Genomic DNA, 23,831 nt, shown 5'->3' with positions numbered 1-23,831 from the left:
CCGCGGGCCGGCCGCACAGCCGCCCGCGGGCATCGCCCTCCATGTCCAAGCAACTCACCATTTCCACCGGCCAGCACTCCTGCAAGGGACGCAAGGACGTCAACCAGGATTTCCACGGCATCTACCTGGCGCGCGGGTCGCAACTGACCTGCAAGGGCATCGCCATCGCGCTGGCCGACGGTATCAGCGGCAGCGACGTCAGCCAGATCGCCAGCCAGTTCGCCGTGACCGGCTTCCTCGACGACTATTACTGCACCTCGGACGCGTGGAGCGTCAAGACCTCGGCCGAACGCGTGCTGGCGGCCACCAACGCCTGGCTCTACGCGCAAACCCAGCAAGGGCGCGGCCGCTACGACAAGGACCAGGGCTACGTCTGCACGCTGAGCACCATGGTCATCAAGTCGGCCACCGCGCATCTGTTCCATGTCGGCGACAGCCGCATCTACCGGCTGCACGGCGCCGTGCTGGAACAGTTGACGGTCGACCACCGCATCCAGGTCGCGCCCGGACAAAGTTACCTGGCCCGCGCGCTGGGCGCGGCCGGCCAGCTCGACATCGATTACCGCAGCGTGCCCATCGAGGCGGGCGACCTGTTCGTGCTGGCCACGGACGGCGTCTACGAATACACGGACGGCGCCGCGATCGCCGCCGCCATCGCGGCCACGCCGCAGCAGCTGGACCTGGCCGCGCAGGCCATCGTCGAACACGCCTACCAGCGCGGCAGCCCGGACAACCTGACCGTGCAATTGGTGCGCATCGACGCCCTGCCCAGCCCCGAGGCCGACGAGCTGGTGCGGCGCTACGCGGCCCTGCCATTCCCGCCGCTGCTCGAAGCGGGCCAGCTGTTCGATGGCTACCGGATCGTGCGCGAACTGCACGGCAGCAGCCGCAGCCACATCTACCTGGCGCATGACCCCGACAGCGGGCAACGGCTGGTGATCAAGGCGCCCGCCGCCGACCTGCAGGGCGATCCGGCCTATGTCGAACGCTTCCTGATGGAGGAATGGGTGGCGCGCCGCATCCACAGTCCGCACGTGCTCAAGCCGGTGCCGCACGGCCGCCCGCGCAACTTCCTCTATCTGCTGACCGAATTCGTCGAGGGCCAGACCCTGGCGCAATGGCTGCACGACCATCCGCGGCCGGGGTTGCCGGCGGTGCGCGCCATCGTCGGCCAGGTGGCGAAGGGCTTGCGCGCCCTGCACCGGCTCGATATGGTGCATCAGGACCTGCGCCCGGAAAACATCATGATCGACGGCGCGGGCATGGTCACCATCATCGATTTCGGCGCCGCCAGCGTGGCCGGCATCAGCGAATACGCCGCTCAGGACGAATACGCCTCCGTGCCGGGCGCGCTGCAATGCATGGCGCCCGAATATTTCCTCGGCGAACAAGGCAGCGCGCGCTCGGACCTGTATGCGCTGGGCGTGCTGGTCTACCAGATGCTGACGGGCACACTGCCGTACGGCGTCGACGTGCCGAAAGCCCGCACCCGCGCGTCCCAGCGCAAGCTGCGCTACGCCCCGGCGCCGCAACACAACCGCGACGTGCCGCCATGGGTGGACGAGGCCATCAGCAAGGCCGTCCATCCGGACCCGCTGCGGCGCTACGACGACGTGGCCGAATTCCTGTACGACCTGCAACAGCCGAACCGGGCCTTCCTCGCCCGCAAGCGTCCGCCGCTGATCGAACGCCATCCGCTGGCGTTCTGGAAAGGGCTGTCGTGCGTGCTGGCCTTCGCGCTGCTGCTGAGCCTGGCCTTCAAGGGGCACTGACGCGCGCACCGTGCCGTTCTGATAACATGGGCGGACCATCAACCATGCTATCCAGCCATCACGAGGAGACGCAAACTTGAACGACCCACACTACTTGCACGGCAGCTGCCTGTGCGGCGGCGTCGCCTACCGGGCCGCCTTGCCGGTGCGCGACGCCAGCCATTGTTACTGCATCATGTGCCAGAAGCAGCATGGCGCCGCGTCGGGCTCCTACGCCAACGTCGGCAGCGCCGGCTTCGCGTTCGAACGCGGCGCCGAGCTGGTGACGGAATACGCCTCGTCCGACCATGGACGGCGCGGTTTCTGCCGCGTGTGCGGCTCCACCCTGTTCTGGCGCAGCACGCAGGCGCCGGACCGCATCGCGGTCACCCTGGGCACGCTCGAGCCCCCGTACGACGGCCCCGTCGAGCGCGAACTGCATACCGACAGCAAGCCCGCCTGGCTGCCCACGCGCTGACAGCGCAGCGCGCCCGGCGCGGCGCGCCACCGGCCATTTAGTGCCCGCCCTCTAAGCCATCGGTTGACAACTGACCGCCAGTCATTAAACTACAAGTATTATGACTAAGGGTCATTTAACCAAGAAGGGGCGTGGCGATGAAACAGGATCTGGCAGGACAGTGGGCACTCGTGACGGGCGCATCGAGCGGCTTCGGCGTGGATTTCGCGCGCCAGTTGGCCGCGCGCGGTGCGCAACTGGTGCTGGCGGCGCGGCGCGCCGAACCCATGCAAGCGCTGGCCCGTGAACTGGCCAGCCAGTACGGCACCGTGTGCGAAGTGGAAAGCGTGGACCTGTCCCAGCCGGGTGCGGCGCACGCGCTCAAGGCCACGCTCGATGCGCGCGGCATCCGCATCGACATCCTGATCAACAACGCCGGCTATGGCCTGTGGGGCCCGTTCCTCGAGCAGCCGCTGGCCCGCACGCTCGACATGATGCAGCTGAACATGGTGGCGCTGACGGAGCTGACCCACGCGTTCGCGCACGACATGGCCCAGCGCGGGCGCGGCAAGATCCTGCTGGTGTCGTCCATCGGCGCCTACCAGGCCACCCCGACCTATGCGGCCTATGCCGCCACCAAGGCCTACGTGCTGCTGTTCGGCGAAGCCTTGCACGAGGAACTGGCCCCCAAGGGCGTGACCGTGACCGTGCTCTCGCCCGGCATTTCGGCCACCAGCTTCCTGGCCGTGTCCGGCCAGCGGGCCACGCTGTACCAGCGCCTGCTGATGATGCAAAGCGCGGCCGTGGTACGCATCGGCTTGCGCGCACTCGACCGTGGCCGCGCCTCCATCGTGCCGGGCTGGCTGAACGCGCTCACGGCCTTCGGCAACCGCTTCATGCCGCGCATGGTGCAGCGCCGCGTGGCCTATCAGCTGATGAAGAACTGAGCAGGCACGGCGGCGCAGCCGGGGAGATCGGCGGCAAGGCCGATTCATTGTAGAATCCGGAGCCATTCAACGCTAAGGAAACCCATGGGACGCCCCGTCCTGACCGAGCAAGACCGGGAGCAGCGCCGCCGCGTGCTGCTCGACGCCGCCCACCAGCTCTATCGCGAGCGCAACGCCCTGCCGCCGGTGGCCGATATCGCCAGCGCGGCCGGGCTGGCCAAGGGTACGGTGTACCTGTATTTCCGCACCAAGGAAGAAATCTTCGTCGCCCTGCTGGAAGACAGCTTCGCGCACATGTTCGCGGCGCTGGCGCCGCTGCTGGCGCAGCTGGACCTGGAGCAGCCCGGCGCGGCGGCCCGCTACGCGCAGGCGTACACGGCACTGGTGCGCAACAGCGGCGACCTGCTGCGGCTGGCCGCGCTGGGCAACACCGTGCTGGAAAAGAATTTGCCGCTGGAAGCCATGCAGCGCTTCAAGCTGAACCTGGCACAGGGCATGACGGCAGCGGGCGCCCTGCTGGAGCGGCGCGCCCGCGCCCGCGCACCCGGCTGGGGCGCCACCCTGCTGCTGCAAACCTATGCCCTGACGCTGGGCCTGTGGCAGGCGCTCGATTTTCCCGACGTGCTGCGCGGTTTCCTGCAACAGCCGGCGCTGCGGGTACTGGAACGCGACTTCCATGCCGAACTGGAAGCGGCCGTCGAGCGGCTGTGGTCGGCCGCCCTCGACTGATCCGGCCGGCGGAAGGTAACACTGCGCCCGGCCGGCGCCGCCATCACCACATCAGGTCGTCGGGAATCTGGAAGGCGGCGTAAGGATCGTCCTCCTCCACTTCGGTGGTGGTCTTGTTGACCCGCACCACCAGCGTCGCATCGCGCTCGGCGATCTTGTCGGCGATCACGCGCGGCACCAGTTCCACCCCGTCGCCCAGGCACACGATCACCAGGCGCCCGGCCACCAGGTGCTCGCGCACCTCGGCCGACACATAGATGCGCTCGATCTTGGTGCCATGGGTGAAGTTGTAGGCGATGTCGCCCTTGCCCTTGTGCTGGCGGTTCTGCTGCACCATCTGGACGATCTGGGCGTGGATGGCCTTCTGGGTGGCCGCCTCGTCGCGCTGGGCGTTCAGCTCGCGGGCCCGCTCGGCGTTCTTGCGCTGGATTTCGAGCGCGGCCAGGCGCGCCTCGTCCACGCTCTGCGCGCCGGTGCGGCGCTCCTCTTTCTTCTGCTTGCTCTTGTCCTGATTGACCTTCTTGACCTTGTTCTTGTCGACCAGGCCGGCCTTTAACAACTGCTCTTGCAAGGAAACCATGCTTACCGCTCCGTAATTAGGGTCGCCGGCCGGGCACTGCCGCCGGCCGGCGCAAAGGCGCTAGCATAGCAAACCTGGCGCCGCCACCGCCAATTGCCGGCCCCGCCACCACAGCGGCGGACCCTAGCCCAGTTCGAACGTCGTGACGCCATACTGGCGCGCCATATCCATCGCCGGCAATCCGCCCGTGTACATGCGCGCCGTCTCGAAGCAGGGCCGCAGCTGGTGGCGGGCGGCCAGCGAGACGGCGGCCGGGTTCGCTTCCGGCACATCGAGGTAGACCGGCACGCCCGGCGTCACCTGTCCCAGCAGGTTGAGGAACAGGGTCTCGGCCTGCACTGCCGTCTCGGCGAACAGGGGGCCGATCTTGTAGCCGTTGCGGCAGGGTCGCAGCACAGCATAGGCGGCCACGCCCTGCTCCCCCGGCAGGCCAACGGCGATGCAGTCCGGCTGCGTGATCCAGCACTGGAGAAAGCGGCTGCGCTCGTCCGGAAAACAGCTGCGGTCGTAACGGTGCACCTCGTCCAGCGGCAAGGACGCCAGCGGCACTGCCGCGTTGTCCACGCCGGGGCGGCCCACGGCTTCGTAGCGGATATTGCGGTGAGCCAGGTGGAAACCGGACTTGGCGTAATTGCCCTGCTGGGCCAGCACCCCGTCCAGGCCGATATTGCGCCCGGCCAGGCGCGCCATGCCGGCTTGCCAGATGGCCATGCCGTAGCCTCGTCCGCGCCACGCCGGCCGCACCATGTAGCCACCGATAAAGCCGAACGTGGTGCCGTATTGGATGGCGAAGATGCTGGCCACCGGTTCGCCGTCCACCAGCCCCAGCAGGAAGCCGCCCGGATCGGCCGCGTGGAAGCAGGCGGCATCGTTCAGGCCGGGATTCCAGCCTTCCTCGGCCGCCCAGTCGAGCACGGTTTCCAGCTCCTGCAGCTGCATGGGACGGATCAGCATCGGTTCGGGCGTCATCATGTGCTCCCATCGGTCGGCGATGTCCTACTGTAGGCGATTTCACGGCGGCGCGCCATTGGCGCACGCAACCGCCAGTCGCCAATCTGGCTGGCCCACCTGCTGCTGCGCGCACCGGCCGCCCATGCCGCGCCCACCTTGACATCCGTCCCCCGCGCACTAGGCTGATTTGATCGGCTACTCCCGGCACGACCATCCGCGACTGCCGCGGGGCGGACGAGAACCAGGAGAGACGCCATGAATGCACAAGAGAACAAGCAACTGGTGATGCAGGGCTACCGGCTGTTCCAGAGCGGCGATATCCGCAAGCTGATGGACCTGTACCACGACGACGCGGAATGGGTCAGCCCCGATTCCGAATACACGCCCTATGCCGGCAGCTACCACGGCAAGCAGGGCATAGGCCAGTTCTTCGCCAAGCTCGACGCGGCCGTCCAGCCGGTCTTGTTTGAAGCGCGCCAGTTCATCGCCGAGGGCGACATGGTGGTCGTCACCGGCGACGCCACCTGGATCGCCAAGCCCACCGGACGCCGCTTCGACAACCCGTGGGTCCACGTGTTTACCATGCGTGACGGCAAGGTAGCCCGCTTCCAGGCCTATTTCGACACGGCCCCCGGCGACCGCGCCTTCCATCCGGAACTGGCCGGCACGGCCGCCACCGTACCGCTGCACCACTGACCTCGTTCCACCTGCGCCCGCCGCGCCGGCCATGCCGGTCCCGGCGGCGCCGCACGCCCATCGCCCACCCCTGCTACACTGCCCCTGCCGCGCGCACCGATGGGCTGCGCCACGGCACACTGTCTACGTCTATTGTCTTCAGGAACCACACCATGTTGAATTTCGAGTATTACAACCCGACCAAAATCGTGTTCGGCGCCGGCACCACGGCCGCCCTGGCGCGGCTGGTGCCGGAAACGGCGCGCGTGCTGTTGCTGTACGGCGGCGCCAGCGCCGAAAAGACGGGCACCCTGGCCGACGTGCGGGCCGCGCTGGGCGACCGCGTCGTACGCGAGTTCGGCGGCATCGAGCCCAACCCCAGCTACGAGACGCTGCAAGGCGCCATCGCCCAGGTGAAGGCCGAGCGGCTCGACTACCTGCTGGCCGTGGGCGGCGGCTCCGTCATCGACGGCACCAAGTTCGTGGCGGCCGCCGCCCTGTACGAGGGCGACGCCTGGGACGTGGCGCACAGCCGCGGCGCCGTCGTCACGCGCGCGCTGCCATTCGGCGCCGTGCTGACCTTGCCGGCCACCGGTTCGGAAATGAACAACGGCGCCGTCGTCACCCGCAAGGCCAGCCACACCAAGCAGCCGTTCCGCAGCGAACACTTGTTCCCCCAGTTTTCCATCCTGGACCCCACCCGCAGCTACAGCCTGCCCCTGCAGCAGGTGGCCAACGGCCTGGTGGACGCCTTCGTCCACACGACGGAGCAATACCTGACCTATCCGGCCCAGGCCCTGCCCCAGGACCGCTTTGCCGAAGGCTTGCTGCAGACCCTGGTCGAGATCGCCCCCCGCGCGCTGGCCGCGCCCGACGACTACGACACCCGCAGCAACCTGATGTGGGCCGCCTCGCTGGCCCTGAACGGCCTGATCGGCGCCGGCGTGCCGCAAGACTGGACCACCCACATGATAGGCCACGAACTGACGGCGCTCTACAACATCGACCACGCCCGCACCCTGGCCATCGTGCTGCCGGCCCTGCTGCACGTGCGGCGCGACAGCAAGCGCGCCAAGCTGCTGCAGTACGGCGCGCGCGTGTGGGGCATCACGGACGGCAGCGAGGACGAGCGCATAGCCGCGGCCATCGCCCGCACCCGCGCCTTCTTCGAAAGCGTGGGCATCCCCACCCGGCTGGGCGGCTACGGCCTGGGACAGGAAGCGGTGGAAGCCGTGCTGGCCCAGCTGGCCGCGCACGGCATGAGCAAGCTGGGCGAACGGCGCGACGTGAGCCTGGAAGTGAGCCGCGCCATCCTGCAGCACGCGCTGTAAGAAGATGATACAGATTATTAAATCAACATTAATAATTTGACATATTTCGTTACTACTGGTTCCCAGGTGGCAGCCACTTATTCTCTGCCGCCGGGAACCGCTGGCTGTACATCGGAGGCGGCAGCTCTATACTGAGCGATGCAGTTATCAAAAACATACTGCTCATCACTCAGTTGGAGGTTCATCATGCGTACTCTACTTGCCCTGGCGCTATTGTGCGCAGCCAGCGGCGCAGTGCCAGCCCAGACCCAGCCGGCCACGTCGGACCCGGCGGATCAGGCATCCATCCCCACCCAGCGCGTAGCGCGCGCCAAGAGCCTGGTTTCGCCACGGGACTTCGTGGAATTCCGGGGCCAATACAGCATGGATAATGGCCAGGTGCTGTCCATCAGCAGCCATCGCCGCCATTACTACGCCCGCTTCGACGGCCAGCCGGCAATGGAGATCGTCGCCGTCACGGCCGATACCTTCGTCTCCACCGACGGCAGGACCCGGATGGCGTTCACGCAATATCCCAACGGCGTCGTCACCGGCCTGACGGCCACCATCGACGCCGGCCCAGTGGTCGCATGGGTCAACCGCTGACCCCGCAAAAGACGGAAAAAAATGGGGACGTACCCCTTTTTTAAGAAATGGGGACGTCCCTTTTTTTTCCTCCTGTTTTCCAAAATGGCAAAATGGGGTACGTCCCCATTTTTCCTGATTTTTTGTGCAGAGCAAAACAAGTTGTGCCGGGGATAGATTGACTGGCGGGCAGCCGGCTGCGATACTGAATTGGACGACCGTACGGCATGCCGTATGCAAGTCGATATCCCCGCCATCGCCGCGCCGGCAGTCAGACGGGCGTCACGGGGCAGATTGCTGCTTCATGCCTGTGTGCCATGACAGAACTACGAGCCTCGCTCAAGAGCAAGCACAAGTTTTCGCTCAACTGGAGCTACCTGAACGCGATCGCCAACGGGATATCGGCCATCGACCTGGGCGGCCTGGCCCTGCGTAACCTGCACGACGCGCGCCAGTTCGTGCGCGAATACGGCTTCGACCTGGACCAGCCGGCCGCCCCGGCCCACATCGCCCGCGTGCACCGGGAAGCGGTCGACTTCATCACCCATACCTTCCTCGAACCAAGCCAGGCCCAGCTCATACCGGCCGCCGTGGCCAGCCCCGACGATCCGCTGCAGCTGCTGGTCTACGCTTCCATGCGGGGCCAGCAGTCGGACTTGCTGCGCATGTGGTCGTGCGCCGTGCTCAAGGTCATGCACGGCATCTTCTACCTGGAGAACAACCTCAAGCTGCGCCACTTCGCCACCATCCGCGAGCAGGTGTTCGCCAGCCTGGACGAGGTGATCCACTGCGACGACGGCGGCCACCACTTCCTCACGGACGGCGAAGTGTGCCTGCCCCTGCTCCAGTTCGAGCGCAAGAACAACAAGGGCCGCCACAGCATCCTGCTCAAGCTGCTGCAAAAGGCCGGCTACCTGGCCGCCGACATCTACGACCACCTGGGCGTGCGGCTGATCTTCAACACCCGCTTCGAATGCCTGCTGGCCCTGCGCACCTTGCAGCGCGCCCATCTGCTCTCCGTCACCAACGTGGACGCCCAGCGCACCCGCAATACCCTGCTCGACCTGGATGCGGCCAAGCAGGTGTTCGCCAAGTACCGGACCGTGCTCGACCACAGCGACGCCTATCCGGACCAGCTGCTGCAGCGCATGGATGCGGAAATGGAACAGCTGGCCAAGCCGCAGACGCGCAGCGACAACCCGCACAGCGGCGCCGGCTTCAGCAGCATCCAGGTCACGGTGCGCAAGATGATCCATTTGCAGCCGGACCCGGCGGCCGACAGCGCCCAGGATTATGACGTAGGGTTCTTCTTCGAATATGAGATCCAGCTGATGGACAAGGCCAGCCACGAACGCAGCCTGAGCGGCCCGGCCAGCCATGAAGCGTACAAGCGGCGCCAGGTGGAGACGGCCCGCCTGCGCGTGCTGGGGCGCGCCCTGCAGGACTGGATCGCGGCCTGCCAGCCGCCGCTGGCGGCAAGCGCGCCGGACGCGGACGCCGTGCCCGCCGCCACAGCCACCGCCGGGCCAGCGCCCGCGGCCTCGGCCGCGTGCGCCGCCGCCCCCGCCTCCGCACTGACCCACTGAGGCGGCGCCGCGCCGCCGGTGTGAACAAATTGACACATTCATGACGCCGGCATCATTCGTTGCTGCATCGCACCATGCTAGAATCGTGCGATCCCCATCCACTCCATGGAACAGCAGATGAAACGTGTGATCTTCAATCAGAAGGGCGGCGTCGGCAAGTCGACCATTGCAGTGAACCTGGCCGCCATCGCGGCACACCAGGGCAAGCGTACCTTGCTGATCGATATCGATCCACAGTGCAATTCGAGCCGCTACCTGCTGGGCGCGGCGGCGGCCGATGTGGCGCCCACCATGGGCGCCTACTTCGAGCAGATGCTGAGTTTTTCCATGTTCGCCAAGGCGGCCAGCCAGTACGTGCACGAGACGCCGTTCGAGAACCTGTCCGTCATGGTGGCCCACCCGGAACTGGGCGACCTGCAGTCCAAGCTCGAATCGCGCCACAAGATCTACAAGCTGCGCGACACGCTCAATGAACTGAGCAAGGATTTCGACGAGATCTACATCGACACCCCGCCGTCCTACAACTTCTTCACCCAGTCGGCCCTGATCGCGGCCGACAGCTGCCTGATCCCGTTCGACTGCGACGATTTTTCGCGCCAGGCCTTGTACACGCTGGTCAACAACGTGGCCGAGATCAAGGCCGACCACAATCCCCGGCTGGCCATCGAAGGCATCGTCGTCAACCAGTTCCAGCCGCGCGCCCTGCTGCCGCAGCGCCTGGTCGACGAATTGAAGGGGGAAGGCTTGCCGGTGCTGGACAACAAGCTGTCGAGCTCTATCCGCATCCGCGAATCGCACGACCGCAACCTGCCCATGATCCACCTGGACGCGCGCCACAAGCTGAGCCAGGAATTCCTCGCCCTGTACCAGGAATTGCAGGCCGCCTGACGGGGCCAAGCCAAGTCAGGCCAAGCCGGGCCAGCCCCGGCCCGGACGCGGCGCACCGGACGACTCGCGCCCGGCGGCGCGCAGCCGGGCGGGCAGCCCCCCTTCCCGGCCCGGCGCCCGGGCCGAACGCCGCACGCCCCGCGGCCAGCCGCAGCGGCTACAGCAGACGACAGACTTATTCTGTCGTCATGTACTTGCTTGGTAACGCGCGCTTACCGTTCGCCCACCGCTTACGCGAATCCGCGCTAGAAAACGCCTCTATCAAAGCCCCGTTGAATTCGTAGTAGTCCGCGTCAAAGCCTTGCTGCCCGACAGCTTGCGTCATGGCTTGCTGGAACTCATTGGCTTGGAGCTTCACTGGAACATCGTATGGGTGCGGTGCTGAGTAAGTGGTATCGATGTGGGCAGCTTCGCACACTTTGACATTGAGCGAATGATAGGACCGGCATTTCGCTGGCCGCGCCGGGTACGCGCTGCACTTGCCATCTTCCAGCAATGGGCAAGGAATATTGGTAGCGATGTGCTCCGCTACGGTCAAAGGGGCAATGCGTTTTCTATTGGCCCGCGCTTGATCCAGCACAAGCCGAATTCGCTCTGGTGCAAAATGTTCCTGCATGAACGTCGCGAGATAATAAATCTCATGTGGCTGCGCCACCACGCGGATGTGGCAGCAGTAGCTACAGCCCGCCTTGCAGTCATGCGCGCGCGTCGCAGTTGCGGCGAGGGCAGCATCGAGCTGCCGATAGAAGCCCATCACCGACGGTCCCGCACGTTCTGATTTGCTCATGCTGCGGCCAGCTCCCTGACTTTCTTTGGACGGCCACCAAGTTTCCCGTTTTCACGCGCGGCGGCCGTCTTGGCGTCGGTGGATGCCTTGCCGCCCACTTTGCCCATCTGTGAAGCCATCCAGCGCTTGGAGCCAAGAAAGCCCTCCAGCAGCGCGGGGATGTAAAGGTCAGCATCGAGTTTGGGGAAGTGCACGCCCAATCCAGAAGGGCTGATCTCAGCATCGACCAAGTCTGCCGGGTGTGCATTCTCCAAACCTTGTACATCACGGGGCGCAAATGCGATTTGCAAACCGGATGCCAAAGAAATCACGATGCGCGAAATACGACGGTCATAGCGCACCGCCACCGCGGCCGGGAAAGCAGCTTTTTTTGCCGCTCCACGACGGTTCGCGGCCTCAAATGTGGTATCAGTAATGTCCATGTATCGCCGTCCATTTAGTGCATAGCTCAGCCAAATCTTTGGCGAGCGCACCGGCAATCTTCCCCAACTCCTTTTGCGAAAAACCATAGTTTTCCCGCAACTCAAGAGGCCCATCTGGGCAATGCAAGTTGCACACTGCTTCACACCCGTTACCTTGAACGTGAACATGAGCAGGCCGGTGATCGTTGGGGTAGATGACCACGCGCAGGCCAAAAATCGTCAGTACAGTTGGCATTGTATCAGAAACCCAAACCGATTGGGTTATTTGACGAGGGTGTCGCCCTCTCGCAGCGCCTTTCGGCACTGCTCAAGCTCCGGGCGGACGGTCGATTTCCCGCTGGCCGCTTCCTCGTAGATGACGCTGCAACCGGCTTAATTGAGTAACCGACCCTGCGGAAAACCCACCAGAGGAATTATGTGCTCGCAGCGGGAACAATCGGGACTTGCAACCACGCCGGCCAAGTCGTGACAGCATGATTGCTATACCTGATTTACCTATGGAGCCACTATGTCAATCGACCTCTTGGCGGCGGCTGGCGGTTCCGGCTGCTGGAAGATGGGGAGGAAGTCGGCGGCAGGGAATTCCCGCCTGTCGATGGCATCGAGGACCACGAGGAAGCGCTAGCCGGCCGGCACCGCCTCCAGCACCGTCGCCGGTTCCGGCTCCAGTTCCCGCAACAATTCCAGGCAGGCCAGGGCCGCCTTGTTCTCCACATCCTTTTCCTCGTGCCAGGCCGACACCGACACGGCCACCACGTTGTAGCCGCGCAGGGCGCGGAACAGCGCCCCCATGTCCGCCAGGCTGGGACCGGCCTTGACGTGGTACTTCAGGGCCGGCATCTGGGCCTCGGCGTCGATCACGTCCGTGTCGAAGTGCACGTAGAGCCGCTCGCGCGGCGACAGGTGCGGCAGGATGGCGCCGATGTCGCAGCGCACCAGGCCGGAATTGGCCACCGCCTCCGCTTCGCCGGGGTCGAGGTCGCGCGCGTCCGACAGCACGATGCGCTGTTCCGGGAACGGCGCCACCCCCACGGCCGAGCGCAGCGCGCCGATGGCGTCGCGGTTGTCGCGCCGCCGGTCGGGCCGGCCCACCAGCATGGCCAGCGGCATGCCGCCCAGGTAGCGGGTCTGGCTGGTGTTCCAGGTGTGGAAGTCGCCATGCGCGTCCAGCCACAGGATGCGGTCGGGCGGCCGGCCCGCCTGCTGCAGCCCGCCCAGCATGCCCAGCGACGACACGCAGTCGCCGGCGATGCTGACAGGCACGTCGCCGGCCCGCACGATGTCGCGCACGGCCGCCGCCAGCCGGCCGTAGATCTTGCCCATGCTGCGCATCTGCTCGCCCCGGTCGGCGATGGCGGTGGCGCGGCACTCGTCCACCTGCACCACCTGCCAGTCGTGGCGATCGAGTTCACACACGCGGGCCAGGCCGTCGCGCCGCTGGCCCATCAGGAACGGCACCAACAGGCGCCGCTTCATGACCAGCCCTCCGGGTCCATGCTGTAGTCCAGCGCGGCCATCATGGCTTGCACCTCGCCCTGGCGGCCCAGCGCCAGCAGGGCCGCCTCGCGCTTCTTCCAGCGCTGGCGGGCCGGCTGCTCGGTGGCCATGGTCACCGGCAGGCGCGCCTCCAGCGCCATGGGCGGCAAGCCCAGGTAGCCCGTGATGCGGGCCATGGCCCCCGCCGGGTCGGCCAGGAAGTCCTCGAAGCGCAGGCGCAGGGCCGGCACCCCGGCTTCCAGCACGGCCCGGTGCGGCGACAGCCACTGGTTCAAACACACCTGTTCCAGCGGCGCGGCCGTGAACTGGCGCCAGTTGGGCGGCAGGTCGAACTTCCACCAACGCCGCCCGAACGGCAGCACGTCCGTGTAGCCGCCGATGCGCAAGTCCACCCCGGCCCAGCGCAAGTCGTGCGAGAAGAAGCCCACCGGCGACTGCCAGCCGTCGATCAAGCCGTTGACGGCCTGGGCGTAGCCGCGCGTGAGGTGGATGTACTTGATGTCGGCGTGGGGGAACAGCTGGCGGTACAGGCCCAGGCGATACACGTCCGGCGGGGTCTTGAACAGCAACACCTTGCCGGCCGCGTCCCCGGCCGTCAGCCGGCGGCGGCTGTGGCGCGGCATGACGAAGGGCGGCTCTTCCAGCTTGAGCGGCACGTCGAAGCCGCCGGCCGCGCCGTCGCGCGCCATGCCGTCGTAGTAGGCCATGCGCCAGCCGTCGTGGCGGAACACCTTGCCCAGCACATATTCCTGCCAGGCCCGCTCGCTGCCGCAGCGCCGCGCCGCGCTGGCGCTGACCGCTTCGTCCAGCGACTGGGCCAGCCGGCGCAGCTCGGACGGCTGGGCGAACACGGACGGGAACTGCAGCAACAGCCGGTTGCGCCAGCGCCGCTTGAGCAGTTCCAGGTCGGGCGGGCCGGCGTCGGCCACGGTCAGGTCGTCGAGCACGCAGTCGGCCAGGGCGGCCGGATTGGCCAGCGCGCCGATGGCGTCGCTGTTGCTGTTAAAACCGAAACCGTTGCCGGTCAGGGCCAGGTAGGGTTCGATCTCGCCGTCCAGCGTGGCCACGCCCGGATGGCGCGCCAGCACGCTGGTGAGCAGGCTGGAGCCGGACCGTGGACTGGTCAGTATCACGGCTACCTGCCGTATGGCGCCGGCCAGGTGGGACGGCGCCACGGCGCGGATCGAGTTGACGGACCCGATCAGCTGATTCATGCGGGCCGAACCGGCGCCAGGCGCTGGATCAGGAACACGAAGAATTTCTTGGTCTCGGCCTTGTCGGCCGCCGCGCTGCCCAGCACCTGCACGCTGTAGCCGTTGGCGGCGGCCAGGGCCTGGGTCTGCTCGATGGCGCCGAAATTGGCCTGGGCGAAGTAGATGCGCCCGCCCGGCTTCAGGTAGCGCCCCACCTGCTCGAAAAAGCCGGTGTTGGTTTCGAAATTGGTGTCCCACTGGGAGCGCGCCACCACGTCCGGCGCCGGCTTGTCGCGGAACGGCAGGTTGGCCGTGATCACGTCGAACTGCTCGTCGCCCACGTTCTGGAACAGGTTCGATTCGCGCACTTCCATCACGTCGTCGTAGCCGTGCAGGGTCGCGTTGTAGGCGGCGCTGCGCAGGGCCGACGGGTTGACGTCCAGCGCCAGCACCCGGCCCGCACCCGCATAGCAGGCGTGCACGGCGATCACGCCCGAGCCGGTGCCCACGTCGAGCACGGCGTCGCCCGGCTCCACCTGGAGCTGGCGCACCAGCGGCTGGCTGTCGGTGAACGGCCAGAAGGTGCCCGGGTAGACCATGAATTGCTTGCCCAGGTATTTGATCATGCGCCCCTCGGGCGGGATGGCCTTGAATGCCTTCTGGCGGTTCTTCTGCCAGCGGTCGATCTGGGACAAGCCTGCTGCAGCGTGTACGTGTTCCATGTCATTCCTTCGCAGTGAGTCACTCGTGAAACAGAAGGGAGCGGCGCCGGCCCGGCATCGTCGAGTATAACCACGCGCGCGCCGGCGTCGAAATGCAGATTAGTTCTAAAATACCACGAAAACGTAGCTAAACAGCAACATACTTTTTGCAAGTAACGACCGTTCGCGCCATCCGTTCCGCCGTTCGTCGCAGCGGCGCCCCGGCGTGGCCGGCACGCCGTACAATGGCCGCATGCCATAACAATAATGTTGCGTTTTAGCCACGAAGGAGCTTCCATGTGCCCACCGTCACTCTCCGTCCCGCCGCCGGCCACCGTGCTGGCGCCGCTGCTGGCAACGCTGCTGGCCACGCTGCTGGCGTGCGCGCCGGCCGGCGCCGCCGACAGCGTGCGCAGCCTGCCGTCGTTCATCGCCATCAACAGCAAGGGGCCGATCAGCATCACCGTCACCGTGGGCCAGGCGCAGTCCGTCACCGTCAGCGGCAGCGACGCCTTCGTGGCCCAGCTCAGGACGGAGGTGGTGCAGAATGAGCTGAACCTCACCCTGCCCGAGCAGCGCAACGCGCAAGTCGCCAGCGGCGCGCCGCATGTCACCATCACCATGCCCTCGCTGAGCCGGCTCAAGGTGGAGGGGGCCGGCGAGACCATCGTCAACCGGGTGGCCGGCGAGCGGCTCGACATCAGCTACCTGGGCGCCGGCCACCTGGTGGCCAACGGCAAGGTCAAGCTGCTGCGGCTGGCCGCCAAGGGGGTGGGCGAAGTCGACACCCATGCCTTGCAGGCCGAGCGGGTGGACGTCAACTTCAAGGGCGTGGGCGCCGTCAGCGTCTACGCGCACGACACCCTGAACGCCATCGCCCGCGGCATGGGTTCGCTGTCCTACTACGGCCACCCGCGCGTGATCAACAAGTCGGTGCAGGGCCTGGGCAGCGTCAGCGCCGGCGACTGAAACCCTGTTGCGCCGGCCAGGCACGGAACCGTGACGCAGCCTTGTCATCGTGACATGGCCGCCGATTGCGGGTACCATCGGTAGCAAAATTGAACTGCCTGTATGCTCTCCCCAGGAGGCCGATACCATGGCTGCGCCCACCGCCCTCGCGCACTGGCGCGCGCAAATTTTTGCGCGGCTGCTGCTGGTCGTCTTCGTGCTGGGCGTGGTCACGGCCATGCCCAGCGCGCTGCTGGCCGCGCGCGAAGGGATCTGGCCGATCGCCGTGCTCGACCTGGCCGCCCTGGCCTGGACCGGCGCCATCTGGCGCCTGCGACGGCTGGCCTACACGGTGCGGGTGTGGCATTTCCTGGGCGTGATCTACATGGTGGGCGTGGGCTTGCTGCTCAAGGTGGGGCCCATCAGCCAGATCTACCTGCTGGCCATCCCCGTGCTGGCGTCGTTGCTGCTGGGCTTCCGGCCCGCCCTGTGCCTGCTGGCCCTGACCACGGCCACCGTGCTGGCCCTGGGCTACCGGGCCGACGCCGCGCTGCAGGTGACGGGCCTGCCCGCCTACGGCCTGCTGCGCTCGCTCATCATCGCCCTCAACTTCCTGTTCATCGCCGCCATCCTCACCCTGTCGAGCGCCGTGCTGCTGCGCCACCTGGCGCGCGCGCTCGAGGAACTCAACGCCAGCGCCGCCTCGCTCGAGCAAAGCCGCAACCACCTGGCGGCCGTCAACGACGACTTCCACCGGCTGGCCTTCTATGACGTGCTGACGGGCCTGCCCAACCGGCGCTTGCTGATCGACCGCATCGACACGCTGCTGGCCGCCAGCGCGCGCGCGGCCAGCTACAGCGCCGTCATGTTCATCGACCTGGACCGCTTCAAGTTCATCAACGACGCCCGCGGCCACGGCACCGGCGACATGCTGCTGCGGGCCGTGGCCGAACGCCTGCAGGCGCTGGTGCGCCAGGCCGACACCGTGTCGCGCATCGGCGGCGACGAATTCGTCGTCGTGCTGCCGCAGCTGGCGCCGGCGCTGGAAGCGGCCACGCTGGCGGCGCAGACGGTGGCCGACAAGATCCGGCACGCCATCGGCGCCCCGTTCGAGATCGCCGGCCAGCGCTACAGCTGCTCGGCCAGCATCGGCGTCACGCTGCTGCCGCAAAGCGGCCAGAGCGCGCAGGACTTGCTGCGCGAAGCCGACACCGCCATGTACCGCGCCAAGGCCGGCGGCCGCAACGGCATCGCCTTCTACCAGGCCGCCATGCAGGCCGAGGTGAAGCGCCGGCTGGACCTGGAACGGGACCTGGCGGCCGCGCTGGCGGCCGGCCGGCTGGCCATGTACGCCCAGCCCCAGGTGGACCACCACGGCCGCACCGTGGGCGCGGAAATGCTGATGCGCTGGCCGCTGGCCGGCGGCGGCTACGTGGCGCCGTCCGTGTTCATTCCCGTGGCCGAGGAGTCGGGCCTGATCCTGCAGCTGGGCCAGTGGGCCCTGGAACAGACCTGCCTGGCCGTGCTGCGCCTGGCGCAGGCCGGCCACCGGCTGCCGCTGTCGGTCAACGTCAGTCCCAGCCAGTTCCGCCAGGGCGCCTTCGTCGACCAGGTGCGCGCCACGCTGGCGGCCACCGGCGCCCCGGCCAGCCTGCTGATCCTGGAGGTGACGGAAGGGCTGCTGATCGACCAGATGGACGCCACCATCGAGCGGATGCACCAGCTGGCCGCGCTGGGGCTGCGCTTTTCCATCGACGATTTCGGCACCGGCTATTCCAGCCTGGCCTACCTGCGGCGCATGCCGCTGTACGAGCTGAAGATCGACCGCAGCTTCGTGACGGATGCGCCGCACGACACGGGCAGCGGAGCGCTGGTGCAGACCATCCTCGACATGGCGCGCCACCTGGGGCTGCGGGTGGTGGCCGAAGGGGTGGAGACCCGCTCCCAGGCCGACTTCCTGATCACCCACCACTGCCACTGCCTGCAGGGCTACCTGTACGCGCGGCCGGCGCCGCTGGAGGCGCTGCTGGCACGGCTGGCGGCCGACCATCCGGCACCCGCGCCGGCCGCGGCGGCGCGCGCGGCGACCTGAGTCGGACCGGGGCCGGTGCCGGCCCCGCCTGTATCATTTGCTTTCCCCACGGTGCTGCTGCGCATCCATGATATTTGGCCCGCGTGACAATGTGTGTAGATTGGGCCGCCTGCCCATCCTATGCTGATAGCTGGCCGTACGCATAGCCAGCCATGGGAGACCGCCATGCCGCTACCGCAACACCAACTGCAGCTCGCGCTGGTGGACCAGATCTACGAGGCGGCCACCACGCCGCCCCACTGGGCCGGCCTGTGCGCACGCATCGCCCCCGCCTTCGGCGCCGACAGCGCCGGGCTGGCCCTGCTGGACCGGCAAGGCGCGGCCCGCATGCTGGACCACAGCGCCAACTTCAGCCCCGCCCTGCTGGCCCAGTACGAACAGCATTACTGCCACGAGGACGTGTGGGCCAACCGCGCCCGCCAGCTGGCGCTGGGGCAGGTGCACTGCAGCGCCGACCTGGTGCCGGACCGCGCCTTCCTGCGCTCGGCCTATTACGCCGACTTCTGCCGGCCGGCCGGCATCTTCTACGTGGTGGGCGCGCTGTTCGCGGTGGCGCCGGGCGAGCTGGCGGTGATCGGCATCCACCGCCCGCGCCGCGCCGGCCACTACGACAACGACAGCAAGCGCCAGCTGGGCGCCCTGCTACCCCACCTGCAACGGGCGCTGCGGCTGGCGCGCCGGCTGGAGCAGGCCGGCCTGGCCCAGTGCTGCAACGCCGCCGCCCTGGAGCACGCCCGCATCGCCGCCATCGTGGTCGACGCCCGGCTGTGCGTGCTGTACGCCACCCCCAGCGCGCAGGCGCTGCTCACACCTGGTTCGCCGCTGCGGCTGCAACACGGCCGGCTCAGCGCCGCGCTGGCGCCCGGCTCTCCCACGCTGGACCAGCTGGTGCGGGCCGCGCTGCCGGGCGCGCACAGCCCGCCCCACGACCAGGCCCTGTGCCTGGCGCGGGCCGGACTCGCGCCGCTGACATTGACGGCGGCGCCGCTGCCATCGGTCCCGGGCGCGCCGCCGCGGGTGTTGCTGCTGTTGCGGGCGGCCGAACAGGCCACCGTGGCCGGGGCCGTGCTGCAGCAGCTGTTCGACCTGACGCCGGCCGAGGCGGCCGTGGCCAAGGCGCTGGCCGAAGGCTGTTCGCTGGACCAGTTCGCACTGGCGCACCAGATCAGCATGAACACGGTCAAGACCCATGTGCAGAAGGTGTACGCCAAGACGGACACGCGCCGCCAGGGCGAACTGATCGCCATGCTGCACGGCTCTGCCGCCATGTACCACGCGCCGCCTCACCCGGACGGATGACGACGGCGCCGGCGACGCGCCCTACACTGTCCTCACCGGTCGCCCGCACGGCCGGCCGGCTTTCCGCCCGCGCGGCCCCGGTCACACGGCCGCGCCTCCATTGCGACCGGAGATCATCATGAACCAGCTTCCCCTGGCTTGCCTGCTGAGCGCGCTGGCGCTGGCCGCGAGCGCGCAAACGCCGCCGCCGCCCGAAACCGTGCGCGTCCCGGCGGCCCTGCCGCAGATCGTGCTGCCGGAACGGCACTATGTCATGAGCACCGACGAATTCCTCGAATTCAAGGGCAGCTACACGCTGTCGAACGGCCAGCACCTGCAGCTCTACAACCGCGGCTACGCCATGTTCGCCGAAGTGGAGCACCAGGGTCCGCACCGGCTGGTGGCGGCCGCCGCCAACGCCTTCGTCGCCACCGACCGCCAGCTCAAGATGCGCATCGATATCCACGACGACGGCACGGTGGAAGGCGAACTGACCATGGTGGTGCCGTCCGCCCCGCTGGCCGGCGCCGATGGCGCCCAGCACCTGCAGGTGGCCACGCTGCGCTGACCTCTCCCCAAACCACGACAGGAGCACATCATGAACCAGCTCACCCTCGCCGCGCTTCTGAGCGCACTGGCCATGGGCGCGGCGGCGCAAGCGCCGGAGGCCGTGCGCATTCCGGGCGCCGCCTCGCGCATCACCCTACCCGACCATCCCTATCGCATGAGCGAAGGGGACTTGTACAGCTACAAGGGCGTGTACGACCTATCGAACGGCAAGACCCTGCGCCTGTTCGGCCGCGGCTTCAACCTGTATGCGGAAGTGGAAGACGAGGGCCCGCACCGGCTGCTGGCCACGGCGGCCAACGCCTTCGTGGCCGCCGACCGCCAGCTCAAGCTGCGCCTCGACCTGCACGACGACGGCACGGTGGCCGGCGAGCTGACCATGGTGGTGCCGGCCGGCCAGGTGGCCGGCGTGCCGACGGCGGAAACGCTGGTGGTGGCGCAGTTGCGCTGACGCCGCACGCGGCGGACCGTCCCGTTCAGCCGGCGCCGTCCAGCCGGTAGGCGCCGCTGTCGAAGCGGCGCGTGATGCGGCGGTACTCGAAGGTGAAGCCGGGCCACAGCGTGCTGTTCCTGCCGCCGCTGGTCAGGTACCAGCTCTTGCAGCCGGAACTCCACACGGTGCCGCGCAGGCGCTGCTGCAGCATGTCGTTGTAGCGGCGGCTGGCGTCGGCCCGCACCTCCACCGCCTGCAGCCCGCGCGCGCGGCGCAGCGCCAGCGCCTGCACCACGTAGCGCACATTGGCCTCGATCATGTAGATCATGGAATTATGGCCCAGCCCCGTGTTGGGGCCGATGATCATGTACAGGTTGGGGAAGCCGGGGATGGCCGCGCCCTTGTATGCCTCCAGCCCGCCGCGCGCCGCCTCGCTCAGCAGCAGGCCGTCGCGGCCCCGCACCGCCACCGTCCCCAGCGCATGCTCGACGTCGAAACCGGTGCCGAAGATGATGGCGTCCACCGGCCGCTCGCGGCCGTCGCGCCCGAGCACGCTGTTGGCCCGCACTTCGGCGATACCGTCCGCGATCACGGCCACGTTGGCGCGGGCCAGGGCCGGGTAGTAATTGCTCGACAGGAGCAGCCGCTTGCAGCCGGCCCGGTAGCTGGGCGTCACCTTGGCGCGCAGCGCCGCGTCGTGCGGGATCTGGCGCCCGATGTGGCGCCTGGCCTGCCACTCCACGGCCCGCATCAGCAGCGGCCACTTGGCAAAGGCCAGGAAGCGCGCTTCGTAGCGCACATAAGTCAGGCCCCGGTACAGCGCCTGCAGCGGACGCACCCGGCGCAGCAGCCAGCGCTCGACGGCCGTGATGGCGCGGTCGGGACGGGGCAGCACCCACGGCGCCGTGCGCTGGTACAGGTCGAGCTGGGCCACCTGGGCGGCGATGGCGGGCACGAACTGGATGGCGCTGGCGCCGGTGCCGATCACGGCCACCCGCTTGCCGCGCAAGTCGTAGCCGTGGTCCCAGTGGGCCGAGTGGAACAGCTTGCCGCGGAACTGGTCCAGCCCCGGCACGGGCGGCGCGGCCGGGCGCGACAGGGCGCCGGTGGCGATCACCAGGTTGCGCGCCGTCAGCTGGCCACGGCTGGTGCGCAGCGTCCACCAGCCGCGCGCGGCGTCATAGTCGGCCGCCAGCAAGGCCGTGTCGAGCCGGATGCGCTCGAGCAGGCCGTAGCGGCGCGCGATGTCTTCCGTGTAGCGCAGCAGTTCGGCCTGGGGCGGAAACTTGCGGCTCCAGTCCGCGTTCTGGGCGAACGAGAACGAATACAGGTGGCTGGGCACGTCGCAGGCGGCGCCCGGATAGTGGTTCACGCGCCACGTGCCGCCGAACACGGCGTCCTTCTCCAGGATGGCGAAACTGTCAATGCCCGCCTCCTGCAGCTTGATACCCATGCACAAGCCGGAAAAGCCGCTGCCGATCACCGCCACTTCCAGCTGCGGCGCGGTGTCCCCGTCCGCGGCCGGATCGCTTGCCCTGGTTGCCATATTGTCGCCTCCCTTTGTCGTTATGTGACATTACACAATGTCAGTCAAGGCACTTTACAACTGACATTATTCAATGTCAATATACGCTTCAAGAACTGACATTTGATGATGTCAATCAACCGATGGCACGATGACATGAGTGACGACATGAGCAACAACATGAGCAACAACAAGGGCACCACGGCCGCCGCCGACACGGCCAGGGGCGAGCGGGTGTATCGCGGCGCCAGCAACGAACAGCGCGTGAGCGAGCGGCGCCAGCGCCTGCTGGCGGCGGCCATCCACTGCTTCGGCACGCACGGCTATCACCACACCACGCTCAAGATGCTGTGCGCCGAGGCCGGGCTGACGGAGCGCTATTTCTACGAATCGTTCGGCAATTTCGATGAGCTGTTGTGCAGCGCCTACACCGCCGCGGCCGAGGCGATGCTGGCCAAGGTATCGGCCAAGGTGGCGCGGGCCGCGCCCAACGTGCACGAGCGCATGCTGGCCGCGCTGGACGCCTACCTGTCGGCCGTGGCGGCCGACAAGGCCCGCGCACGCCTGGTGCTGATGGAGATCGAGGGCGCCAGCGAGGCGGCCAACGCCACCTACCGCCACCGGCTGGAACTGTCGACCGACCTGATCGAGCAGGTGATCTGCGCCGGCCTGCCGGTCCGGCCGGCCAACGGCCTGTCGCCGCGCCTGCTGGCGGGCGCCCTGCTGGGCGCCATCTACCAGACGGCCAAGAACTGGGCGCTGGCCGACTTCAAGCCGGCGCGCGCCGTGCTGGTGAAAAACCTGCACGCCTTGGGCATGGCCACGGTAGCAGTCTGGCAGGCGCCGCCCGCCGCCACGACCGTCCCGCCTTCCCCCACCTCCCGCCGCCGGAGCGCCTGACATGTCTATCGCGTACACCGTTGCCGCCGCGCTGGCGGTGCTGATCATGCCGGTCCTGCTGGCCAACCGCCTGGCACCGCTGTCGGCGGCCCGCCTCGGCATGGGGCTGGAGCGCTGGCGCGCCGGCTTGCGCCTGTGGCGCGTGGCCGTGCCCGGCTTCGTCATGCCCTACCTGGAGGGCGGACGCGGTGCGCCGCTGGTGCTGGTGCACGGCTTTGCCGGCGACAAGGACAACTTCACCCGCGTCGCGCGCTTCCTCACACCCCACTACCGTGTCATCATGCCCGACCTGCCCGGCTTTGGCGAAACGACGCGCAACGCGCAAGCCAGCTACAGCATCGCCGAACAGGTGGAACGGCTGCGCGCCTTCCTCGACCAGGTGGCGCCCGGTCCCGTCCACCTGGGCGGCAACTCCATGGGCGGCTTCATCGCCGCCCAGTTTGCCGCCACCTATCCGGAACGGGTGGCCAGCCTGTGGCTGCTCGACCCGGCCGGCACGGCCGCCGCCCAGAGCTCGGCCGTGCTGGAACGCTACCGCGCCACGGGCGAGATGCCGCTGCTGCTGCGCCAGGTGAGCGATGTGCGGCAGCTGATCGCCAGCACCACCCACCACGCACCGTTCCTGCCCCATTGCGTGCGCACGGCGCTGGGCCGGCGCGCCGTGGCCGACTACCCCCTGCACTGCGCCATCATGCGCCAGCTGGCCGACGCACCGCTGCTGGAACAGCAATACCGCGACCTGGCGCCGCCTACGCTGATCGTGTGGGGCCAGCAGGACCGCATCCTGCACCCGTCCGGCGCCGCCGCGCTGGGCGCCCTGTTCCGCCGCAGCCGCACCATCCTGATGCCCGGCATCGGCCACCTGCCCATGCTGGAAGCGCCGCGCCAGAGCGCACGCGACTATCTGGCATTCCGGCGCGAACATGCACCGGCCGGGTACAGCGCCGGCCCGACGATGCAGCAGCTTGACGATGCGCAGGCTTGACGCCGCACCGGCCAGCACTACGCCAGCCCGCAACAATGCCGGCC

At 67.8% G+C, this 23,831-nt stretch carries 26 protein-coding genes; 16 read left to right on the top strand and 10 right to left on the bottom strand.

The window, feature by feature from the left end; all coding sequences use genetic code 11:
• The first annotated feature begins 41 nt into the window (after positions 1-41).
• From AC3WOS_RS09930 to AC3WOS_RS09915, 4 genes are all read left to right on the top strand, one after another.
• Positions 42-1,772 (top strand): bifunctional protein-serine/threonine kinase/phosphatase, encoded by a 1,731-nt coding sequence (locus AC3WOS_RS09930; protein ID WP_492715754.1) that lies wholly within the window; start codon positions 42-44, stop codon positions 1,770-1,772.
• Between the two features lie 76 nt (positions 1,773-1,848).
• Positions 1,849-2,229, top strand: a complete 381-nt coding sequence (locus tag AC3WOS_RS09925) for a GFA family protein (RefSeq protein ID WP_492715753.1) — start codon at positions 1,849-1,851, stop codon at positions 2,227-2,229.
• Between the two features lie 137 nt (positions 2,230-2,366).
• Complete coding sequence (locus AC3WOS_RS09920) at positions 2,367-3,155, top strand: SDR family NAD(P)-dependent oxidoreductase (protein WP_492715752.1); 789 nt, start codon at positions 2,367-2,369, stop codon at positions 3,153-3,155.
• Positions 3,156-3,239: 84 nt separating this feature from the next.
• On the top strand, positions 3,240-3,884 hold the full coding sequence (locus AC3WOS_RS09915; protein WP_492715751.1) for a TetR/AcrR family transcriptional regulator: 645 nt from the start codon (positions 3,240-3,242) through the stop codon (positions 3,882-3,884).
• A 43-nt stretch (positions 3,885-3,927) separates the two neighbouring features.
• On the opposite strand, the gene AC3WOS_RS09910 is transcribed toward AC3WOS_RS09915, so the two are convergent.
• Both AC3WOS_RS09910 and AC3WOS_RS09905 read right to left on the bottom strand, forming a co-directional pair.
• Positions 3,928-4,464: a DUF2058 domain-containing protein gene (locus AC3WOS_RS09910; protein WP_492715750.1), complete on the bottom strand. Its 537-nt coding sequence runs from the start codon at positions 4,462-4,464 to the stop codon at positions 3,928-3,930.
• 123 nt (positions 4,465-4,587) lie between these two features.
• Positions 4,588-5,436 (bottom strand): GNAT family N-acetyltransferase, encoded by an 849-nt coding sequence (locus AC3WOS_RS09905; RefSeq protein WP_492715749.1) that lies wholly within the window; start codon positions 5,434-5,436, stop codon positions 4,588-4,590.
• 234 nt (positions 5,437-5,670) lie between these two features.
• Here AC3WOS_RS09905 and AC3WOS_RS09900 point away from each other — a divergent pair, with 234 nt between their 5' ends.
• From AC3WOS_RS09900 to AC3WOS_RS09880, 5 genes are all read left to right on the top strand, one after another.
• The gene (locus tag AC3WOS_RS09900; RefSeq protein WP_492715748.1) at positions 5,671-6,111 is read left to right on the top strand and encodes a nuclear transport factor 2 family protein; all 441 of its coding nucleotides are present in this window, start codon (positions 5,671-5,673) and stop codon (positions 6,109-6,111) included.
• Positions 6,112-6,263: 152 nt separating this feature from the next.
• Positions 6,264-7,421, top strand: a complete 1,158-nt coding sequence (locus tag AC3WOS_RS09895; RefSeq protein WP_492715747.1) for an iron-containing alcohol dehydrogenase — start codon at positions 6,264-6,266, stop codon at positions 7,419-7,421.
• 186 nt (positions 7,422-7,607) lie between these two features.
• The gene (locus tag AC3WOS_RS09890) at positions 7,608-8,006 is read left to right on the top strand and encodes a hypothetical protein (RefSeq protein ID WP_492715746.1); all 399 of its coding nucleotides are present in this window, start codon (positions 7,608-7,610) and stop codon (positions 8,004-8,006) included.
• 296 nt (positions 8,007-8,302) lie between these two features.
• Complete coding sequence (locus tag AC3WOS_RS09885; protein ID WP_492715745.1) at positions 8,303-9,571, top strand: TIGR04552 family protein; 1,269 nt, start codon at positions 8,303-8,305, stop codon at positions 9,569-9,571.
• A gap of 117 nt (positions 9,572-9,688) precedes the next feature.
• On the top strand, positions 9,689-10,459 hold the full coding sequence (locus AC3WOS_RS09880; RefSeq protein WP_492715744.1) for a ParA family protein: 771 nt from the start codon (positions 9,689-9,691) through the stop codon (positions 10,457-10,459).
• Positions 10,460-10,634: 175 nt separating this feature from the next.
• On the opposite strand, the gene AC3WOS_RS09875 is transcribed toward AC3WOS_RS09880, so the two are convergent.
• The 7 genes from AC3WOS_RS09875 to AC3WOS_RS09845 form a co-directional block, all read right to left on the bottom strand.
• The gene (locus AC3WOS_RS09875; protein ID WP_492715743.1) at positions 10,635-11,246 is read right to left on the bottom strand and encodes a YkgJ family cysteine cluster protein; all 612 of its coding nucleotides are present in this window, start codon (positions 11,244-11,246) and stop codon (positions 10,635-10,637) included.
• Positions 11,243-11,668, bottom strand: coding sequence for a DUF2442 domain-containing protein (locus AC3WOS_RS09870; RefSeq protein ID WP_492715742.1), 426 nt, complete (start codon positions 11,666-11,668; stop codon positions 11,243-11,245). Before AC3WOS_RS09870 ends, AC3WOS_RS09875 begins: the two co-directional genes overlap by 4 nt.
• Positions 11,655-11,903 (bottom strand): DUF4160 domain-containing protein, encoded by a 249-nt coding sequence (locus AC3WOS_RS09865; RefSeq protein ID WP_492715741.1) that lies wholly within the window; start codon positions 11,901-11,903, stop codon positions 11,655-11,657. The genes AC3WOS_RS09870 and AC3WOS_RS09865 overlap by 14 nt, the downstream gene beginning before the upstream one ends.
• 26 nt (positions 11,904-11,929) lie before the next feature.
• A complete protein-coding gene (locus AC3WOS_RS09860; RefSeq protein WP_492715776.1) occupies positions 11,930-12,025 on the bottom strand; it encodes a hypothetical protein in 96 nt (31 codons plus the stop codon).
• 264 nt (positions 12,026-12,289) lie between these two features.
• Positions 12,290-13,144: an arginase family protein gene (locus tag AC3WOS_RS09855; protein WP_492715740.1), complete on the bottom strand. Its 855-nt coding sequence runs from the start codon at positions 13,142-13,144 to the stop codon at positions 12,290-12,292.
• Positions 13,141-14,379, bottom strand: a complete 1,239-nt coding sequence (locus tag AC3WOS_RS09850) for a hypothetical protein (protein ID WP_492715739.1) — start codon at positions 14,377-14,379, stop codon at positions 13,141-13,143. The genes AC3WOS_RS09855 and AC3WOS_RS09850 overlap by 4 nt, the downstream gene beginning before the upstream one ends.
• Positions 14,376-15,080 (bottom strand): methyltransferase, encoded by a 705-nt coding sequence (locus AC3WOS_RS09845; protein ID WP_492715738.1) that lies wholly within the window; start codon positions 15,078-15,080, stop codon positions 14,376-14,378. Before AC3WOS_RS09845 ends, AC3WOS_RS09850 begins: the two co-directional genes overlap by 4 nt.
• Before the next feature lie 276 nt (positions 15,081-15,356).
• Between AC3WOS_RS09845 and AC3WOS_RS09840 the strand changes: the two genes are divergently transcribed.
• From AC3WOS_RS09840 to AC3WOS_RS09820, 5 genes are all read left to right on the top strand, one after another.
• Positions 15,357-16,028: a GIN domain-containing protein gene (locus AC3WOS_RS09840; RefSeq protein ID WP_492715737.1), complete on the top strand. Its 672-nt coding sequence runs from the start codon at positions 15,357-15,359 to the stop codon at positions 16,026-16,028.
• A gap of 127 nt (positions 16,029-16,155) precedes the next feature.
• Positions 16,156-18,099: a putative bifunctional diguanylate cyclase/phosphodiesterase gene (locus tag AC3WOS_RS09835; RefSeq protein WP_492715736.1), complete on the top strand. Its 1,944-nt coding sequence runs from the start codon at positions 16,156-16,158 to the stop codon at positions 18,097-18,099.
• 165 nt (positions 18,100-18,264) lie between these two features.
• Positions 18,265-19,398 (top strand): helix-turn-helix transcriptional regulator, encoded by a 1,134-nt coding sequence (locus AC3WOS_RS09830; RefSeq protein ID WP_492715735.1) that lies wholly within the window; start codon positions 18,265-18,267, stop codon positions 19,396-19,398.
• A 118-nt stretch (positions 19,399-19,516) separates the two neighbouring features.
• Entirely contained in the window at positions 19,517-19,945 is a 429-nt protein-coding gene (locus tag AC3WOS_RS09825; protein WP_492715734.1) for a hypothetical protein, read from the top strand.
• Positions 19,946-19,975: 30 nt separating this feature from the next.
• Positions 19,976-20,395 (top strand): hypothetical protein, encoded by a 420-nt coding sequence (locus AC3WOS_RS09820; RefSeq protein WP_492715733.1) that lies wholly within the window; start codon positions 19,976-19,978, stop codon positions 20,393-20,395.
• Between the two features lie 25 nt (positions 20,396-20,420).
• On the opposite strand, the gene AC3WOS_RS09815 is transcribed toward AC3WOS_RS09820, so the two are convergent.
• Positions 20,421-21,923, bottom strand: a complete 1,503-nt coding sequence (locus tag AC3WOS_RS09815; RefSeq protein ID WP_492715732.1) for a flavin-containing monooxygenase — start codon at positions 21,921-21,923, stop codon at positions 20,421-20,423.
• 135 nt (positions 21,924-22,058) lie between these two features.
• Between AC3WOS_RS09815 and AC3WOS_RS09810 the strand changes: the two genes are divergently transcribed.
• Positions 22,059-22,802 carry a TetR/AcrR family transcriptional regulator gene (locus tag AC3WOS_RS09810; protein WP_492715731.1) on the top strand — a complete coding sequence of 248 codons (744 nt, stop codon included), beginning with the start codon at positions 22,059-22,061 and terminating at the stop codon, positions 22,800-22,802.
• Between the two features lies 1 nt (position 22,803).
• The gene (locus AC3WOS_RS09805; RefSeq protein ID WP_492715730.1) at positions 22,804-23,787 is read left to right on the top strand and encodes an alpha/beta fold hydrolase; all 984 of its coding nucleotides are present in this window, start codon (positions 22,804-22,806) and stop codon (positions 23,785-23,787) included.
• Positions 23,788-23,831: the final 44 nt, after the last annotated feature.

It is taken from the genome of Rugamonas sp. FW305-51, assembly GCF_058786935.1.
This window is presented reverse-complemented; position numbering and strand designations above follow the sequence as displayed.

What these genes read in the sequence shown, in the direction of transcription:
- AC3WOS_RS09930 (WP_492715754.1), top strand. Translation starts at nt 42, where the DNA reads ATGTCCAAGCAACTCACCATTTCCACCGGCCAGCACTCCTGCAAGGGA.
- AC3WOS_RS09920 (WP_492715752.1), top strand. Translation starts at nt 2,367, where the DNA reads ATGAAACAGGATCTGGCAGGACAGTGGGCACTCGTGACGGGCGCATCG.
- AC3WOS_RS09915 (WP_492715751.1), top strand. Translation starts at nt 3,240, where the DNA reads ATGGGACGCCCCGTCCTGACCGAGCAAGACCGGGAGCAGCGCCGCCGC.
- AC3WOS_RS09910 (WP_492715750.1), bottom strand. Translation starts at nt 4,464, where the DNA reads ATGGTTTCCTTGCAAGAGCAGTTGTTAAAGGCCGGCCTGGTCGACAAG.
- AC3WOS_RS09905 (WP_492715749.1), bottom strand. Translation starts at nt 5,436, where the DNA reads ATGATGACGCCCGAACCGATGCTGATCCGTCCCATGCAGCTGCAGGAG.
- AC3WOS_RS09900 (WP_492715748.1), top strand. Translation starts at nt 5,671, where the DNA reads ATGAATGCACAAGAGAACAAGCAACTGGTGATGCAGGGCTACCGGCTG.
- AC3WOS_RS09895 (WP_492715747.1), top strand. Translation starts at nt 6,264, where the DNA reads ATGTTGAATTTCGAGTATTACAACCCGACCAAAATCGTGTTCGGCGCC.
- AC3WOS_RS09890 (WP_492715746.1), top strand. Translation starts at nt 7,608, where the DNA reads ATGCGTACTCTACTTGCCCTGGCGCTATTGTGCGCAGCCAGCGGCGCA.
- AC3WOS_RS09885 (WP_492715745.1), top strand. Translation starts at nt 8,303, where the DNA reads ATGACAGAACTACGAGCCTCGCTCAAGAGCAAGCACAAGTTTTCGCTC.
- AC3WOS_RS09880 (WP_492715744.1), top strand. Translation starts at nt 9,689, where the DNA reads ATGAAACGTGTGATCTTCAATCAGAAGGGCGGCGTCGGCAAGTCGACC.
- AC3WOS_RS09875 (WP_492715743.1), bottom strand. Translation starts at nt 11,246, where the DNA reads ATGAGCAAATCAGAACGTGCGGGACCGTCGGTGATGGGCTTCTATCGG.
- AC3WOS_RS09870 (WP_492715742.1), bottom strand. Translation starts at nt 11,668, where the DNA reads ATGGACATTACTGATACCACATTTGAGGCCGCGAACCGTCGTGGAGCG.
- AC3WOS_RS09865 (WP_492715741.1), bottom strand. Translation starts at nt 11,903, where the DNA reads ATGCCAACTGTACTGACGATTTTTGGCCTGCGCGTGGTCATCTACCCC.
- AC3WOS_RS09855 (WP_492715740.1), bottom strand. Translation starts at nt 13,144, where the DNA reads ATGAAGCGGCGCCTGTTGGTGCCGTTCCTGATGGGCCAGCGGCGCGAC.
- AC3WOS_RS09850 (WP_492715739.1), bottom strand. Translation starts at nt 14,379, where the DNA reads ATGAATCAGCTGATCGGGTCCGTCAACTCGATCCGCGCCGTGGCGCCG.
- AC3WOS_RS09845 (WP_492715738.1), bottom strand. Translation starts at nt 15,080, where the DNA reads ATGGAACACGTACACGCTGCAGCAGGCTTGTCCCAGATCGACCGCTGG.
- AC3WOS_RS09840 (WP_492715737.1), top strand. Translation starts at nt 15,357, where the DNA reads ATGTGCCCACCGTCACTCTCCGTCCCGCCGCCGGCCACCGTGCTGGCG.
- AC3WOS_RS09835 (WP_492715736.1), top strand. Translation starts at nt 16,156, where the DNA reads ATGGCTGCGCCCACCGCCCTCGCGCACTGGCGCGCGCAAATTTTTGCG.
- AC3WOS_RS09830 (WP_492715735.1), top strand. Translation starts at nt 18,265, where the DNA reads ATGCCGCTACCGCAACACCAACTGCAGCTCGCGCTGGTGGACCAGATC.
- AC3WOS_RS09825 (WP_492715734.1), top strand. Translation starts at nt 19,517, where the DNA reads ATGAACCAGCTTCCCCTGGCTTGCCTGCTGAGCGCGCTGGCGCTGGCC.
- AC3WOS_RS09820 (WP_492715733.1), top strand. Translation starts at nt 19,976, where the DNA reads ATGAACCAGCTCACCCTCGCCGCGCTTCTGAGCGCACTGGCCATGGGC.
- AC3WOS_RS09815 (WP_492715732.1), bottom strand. Translation starts at nt 21,923, where the DNA reads ATGGCAACCAGGGCAAGCGATCCGGCCGCGGACGGGGACACCGCGCCG.
- AC3WOS_RS09810 (WP_492715731.1), top strand. Translation starts at nt 22,059, where the DNA reads ATGAGTGACGACATGAGCAACAACATGAGCAACAACAAGGGCACCACG.
- AC3WOS_RS09805 (WP_492715730.1), top strand. Translation starts at nt 22,804, where the DNA reads ATGTCTATCGCGTACACCGTTGCCGCCGCGCTGGCGGTGCTGATCATG.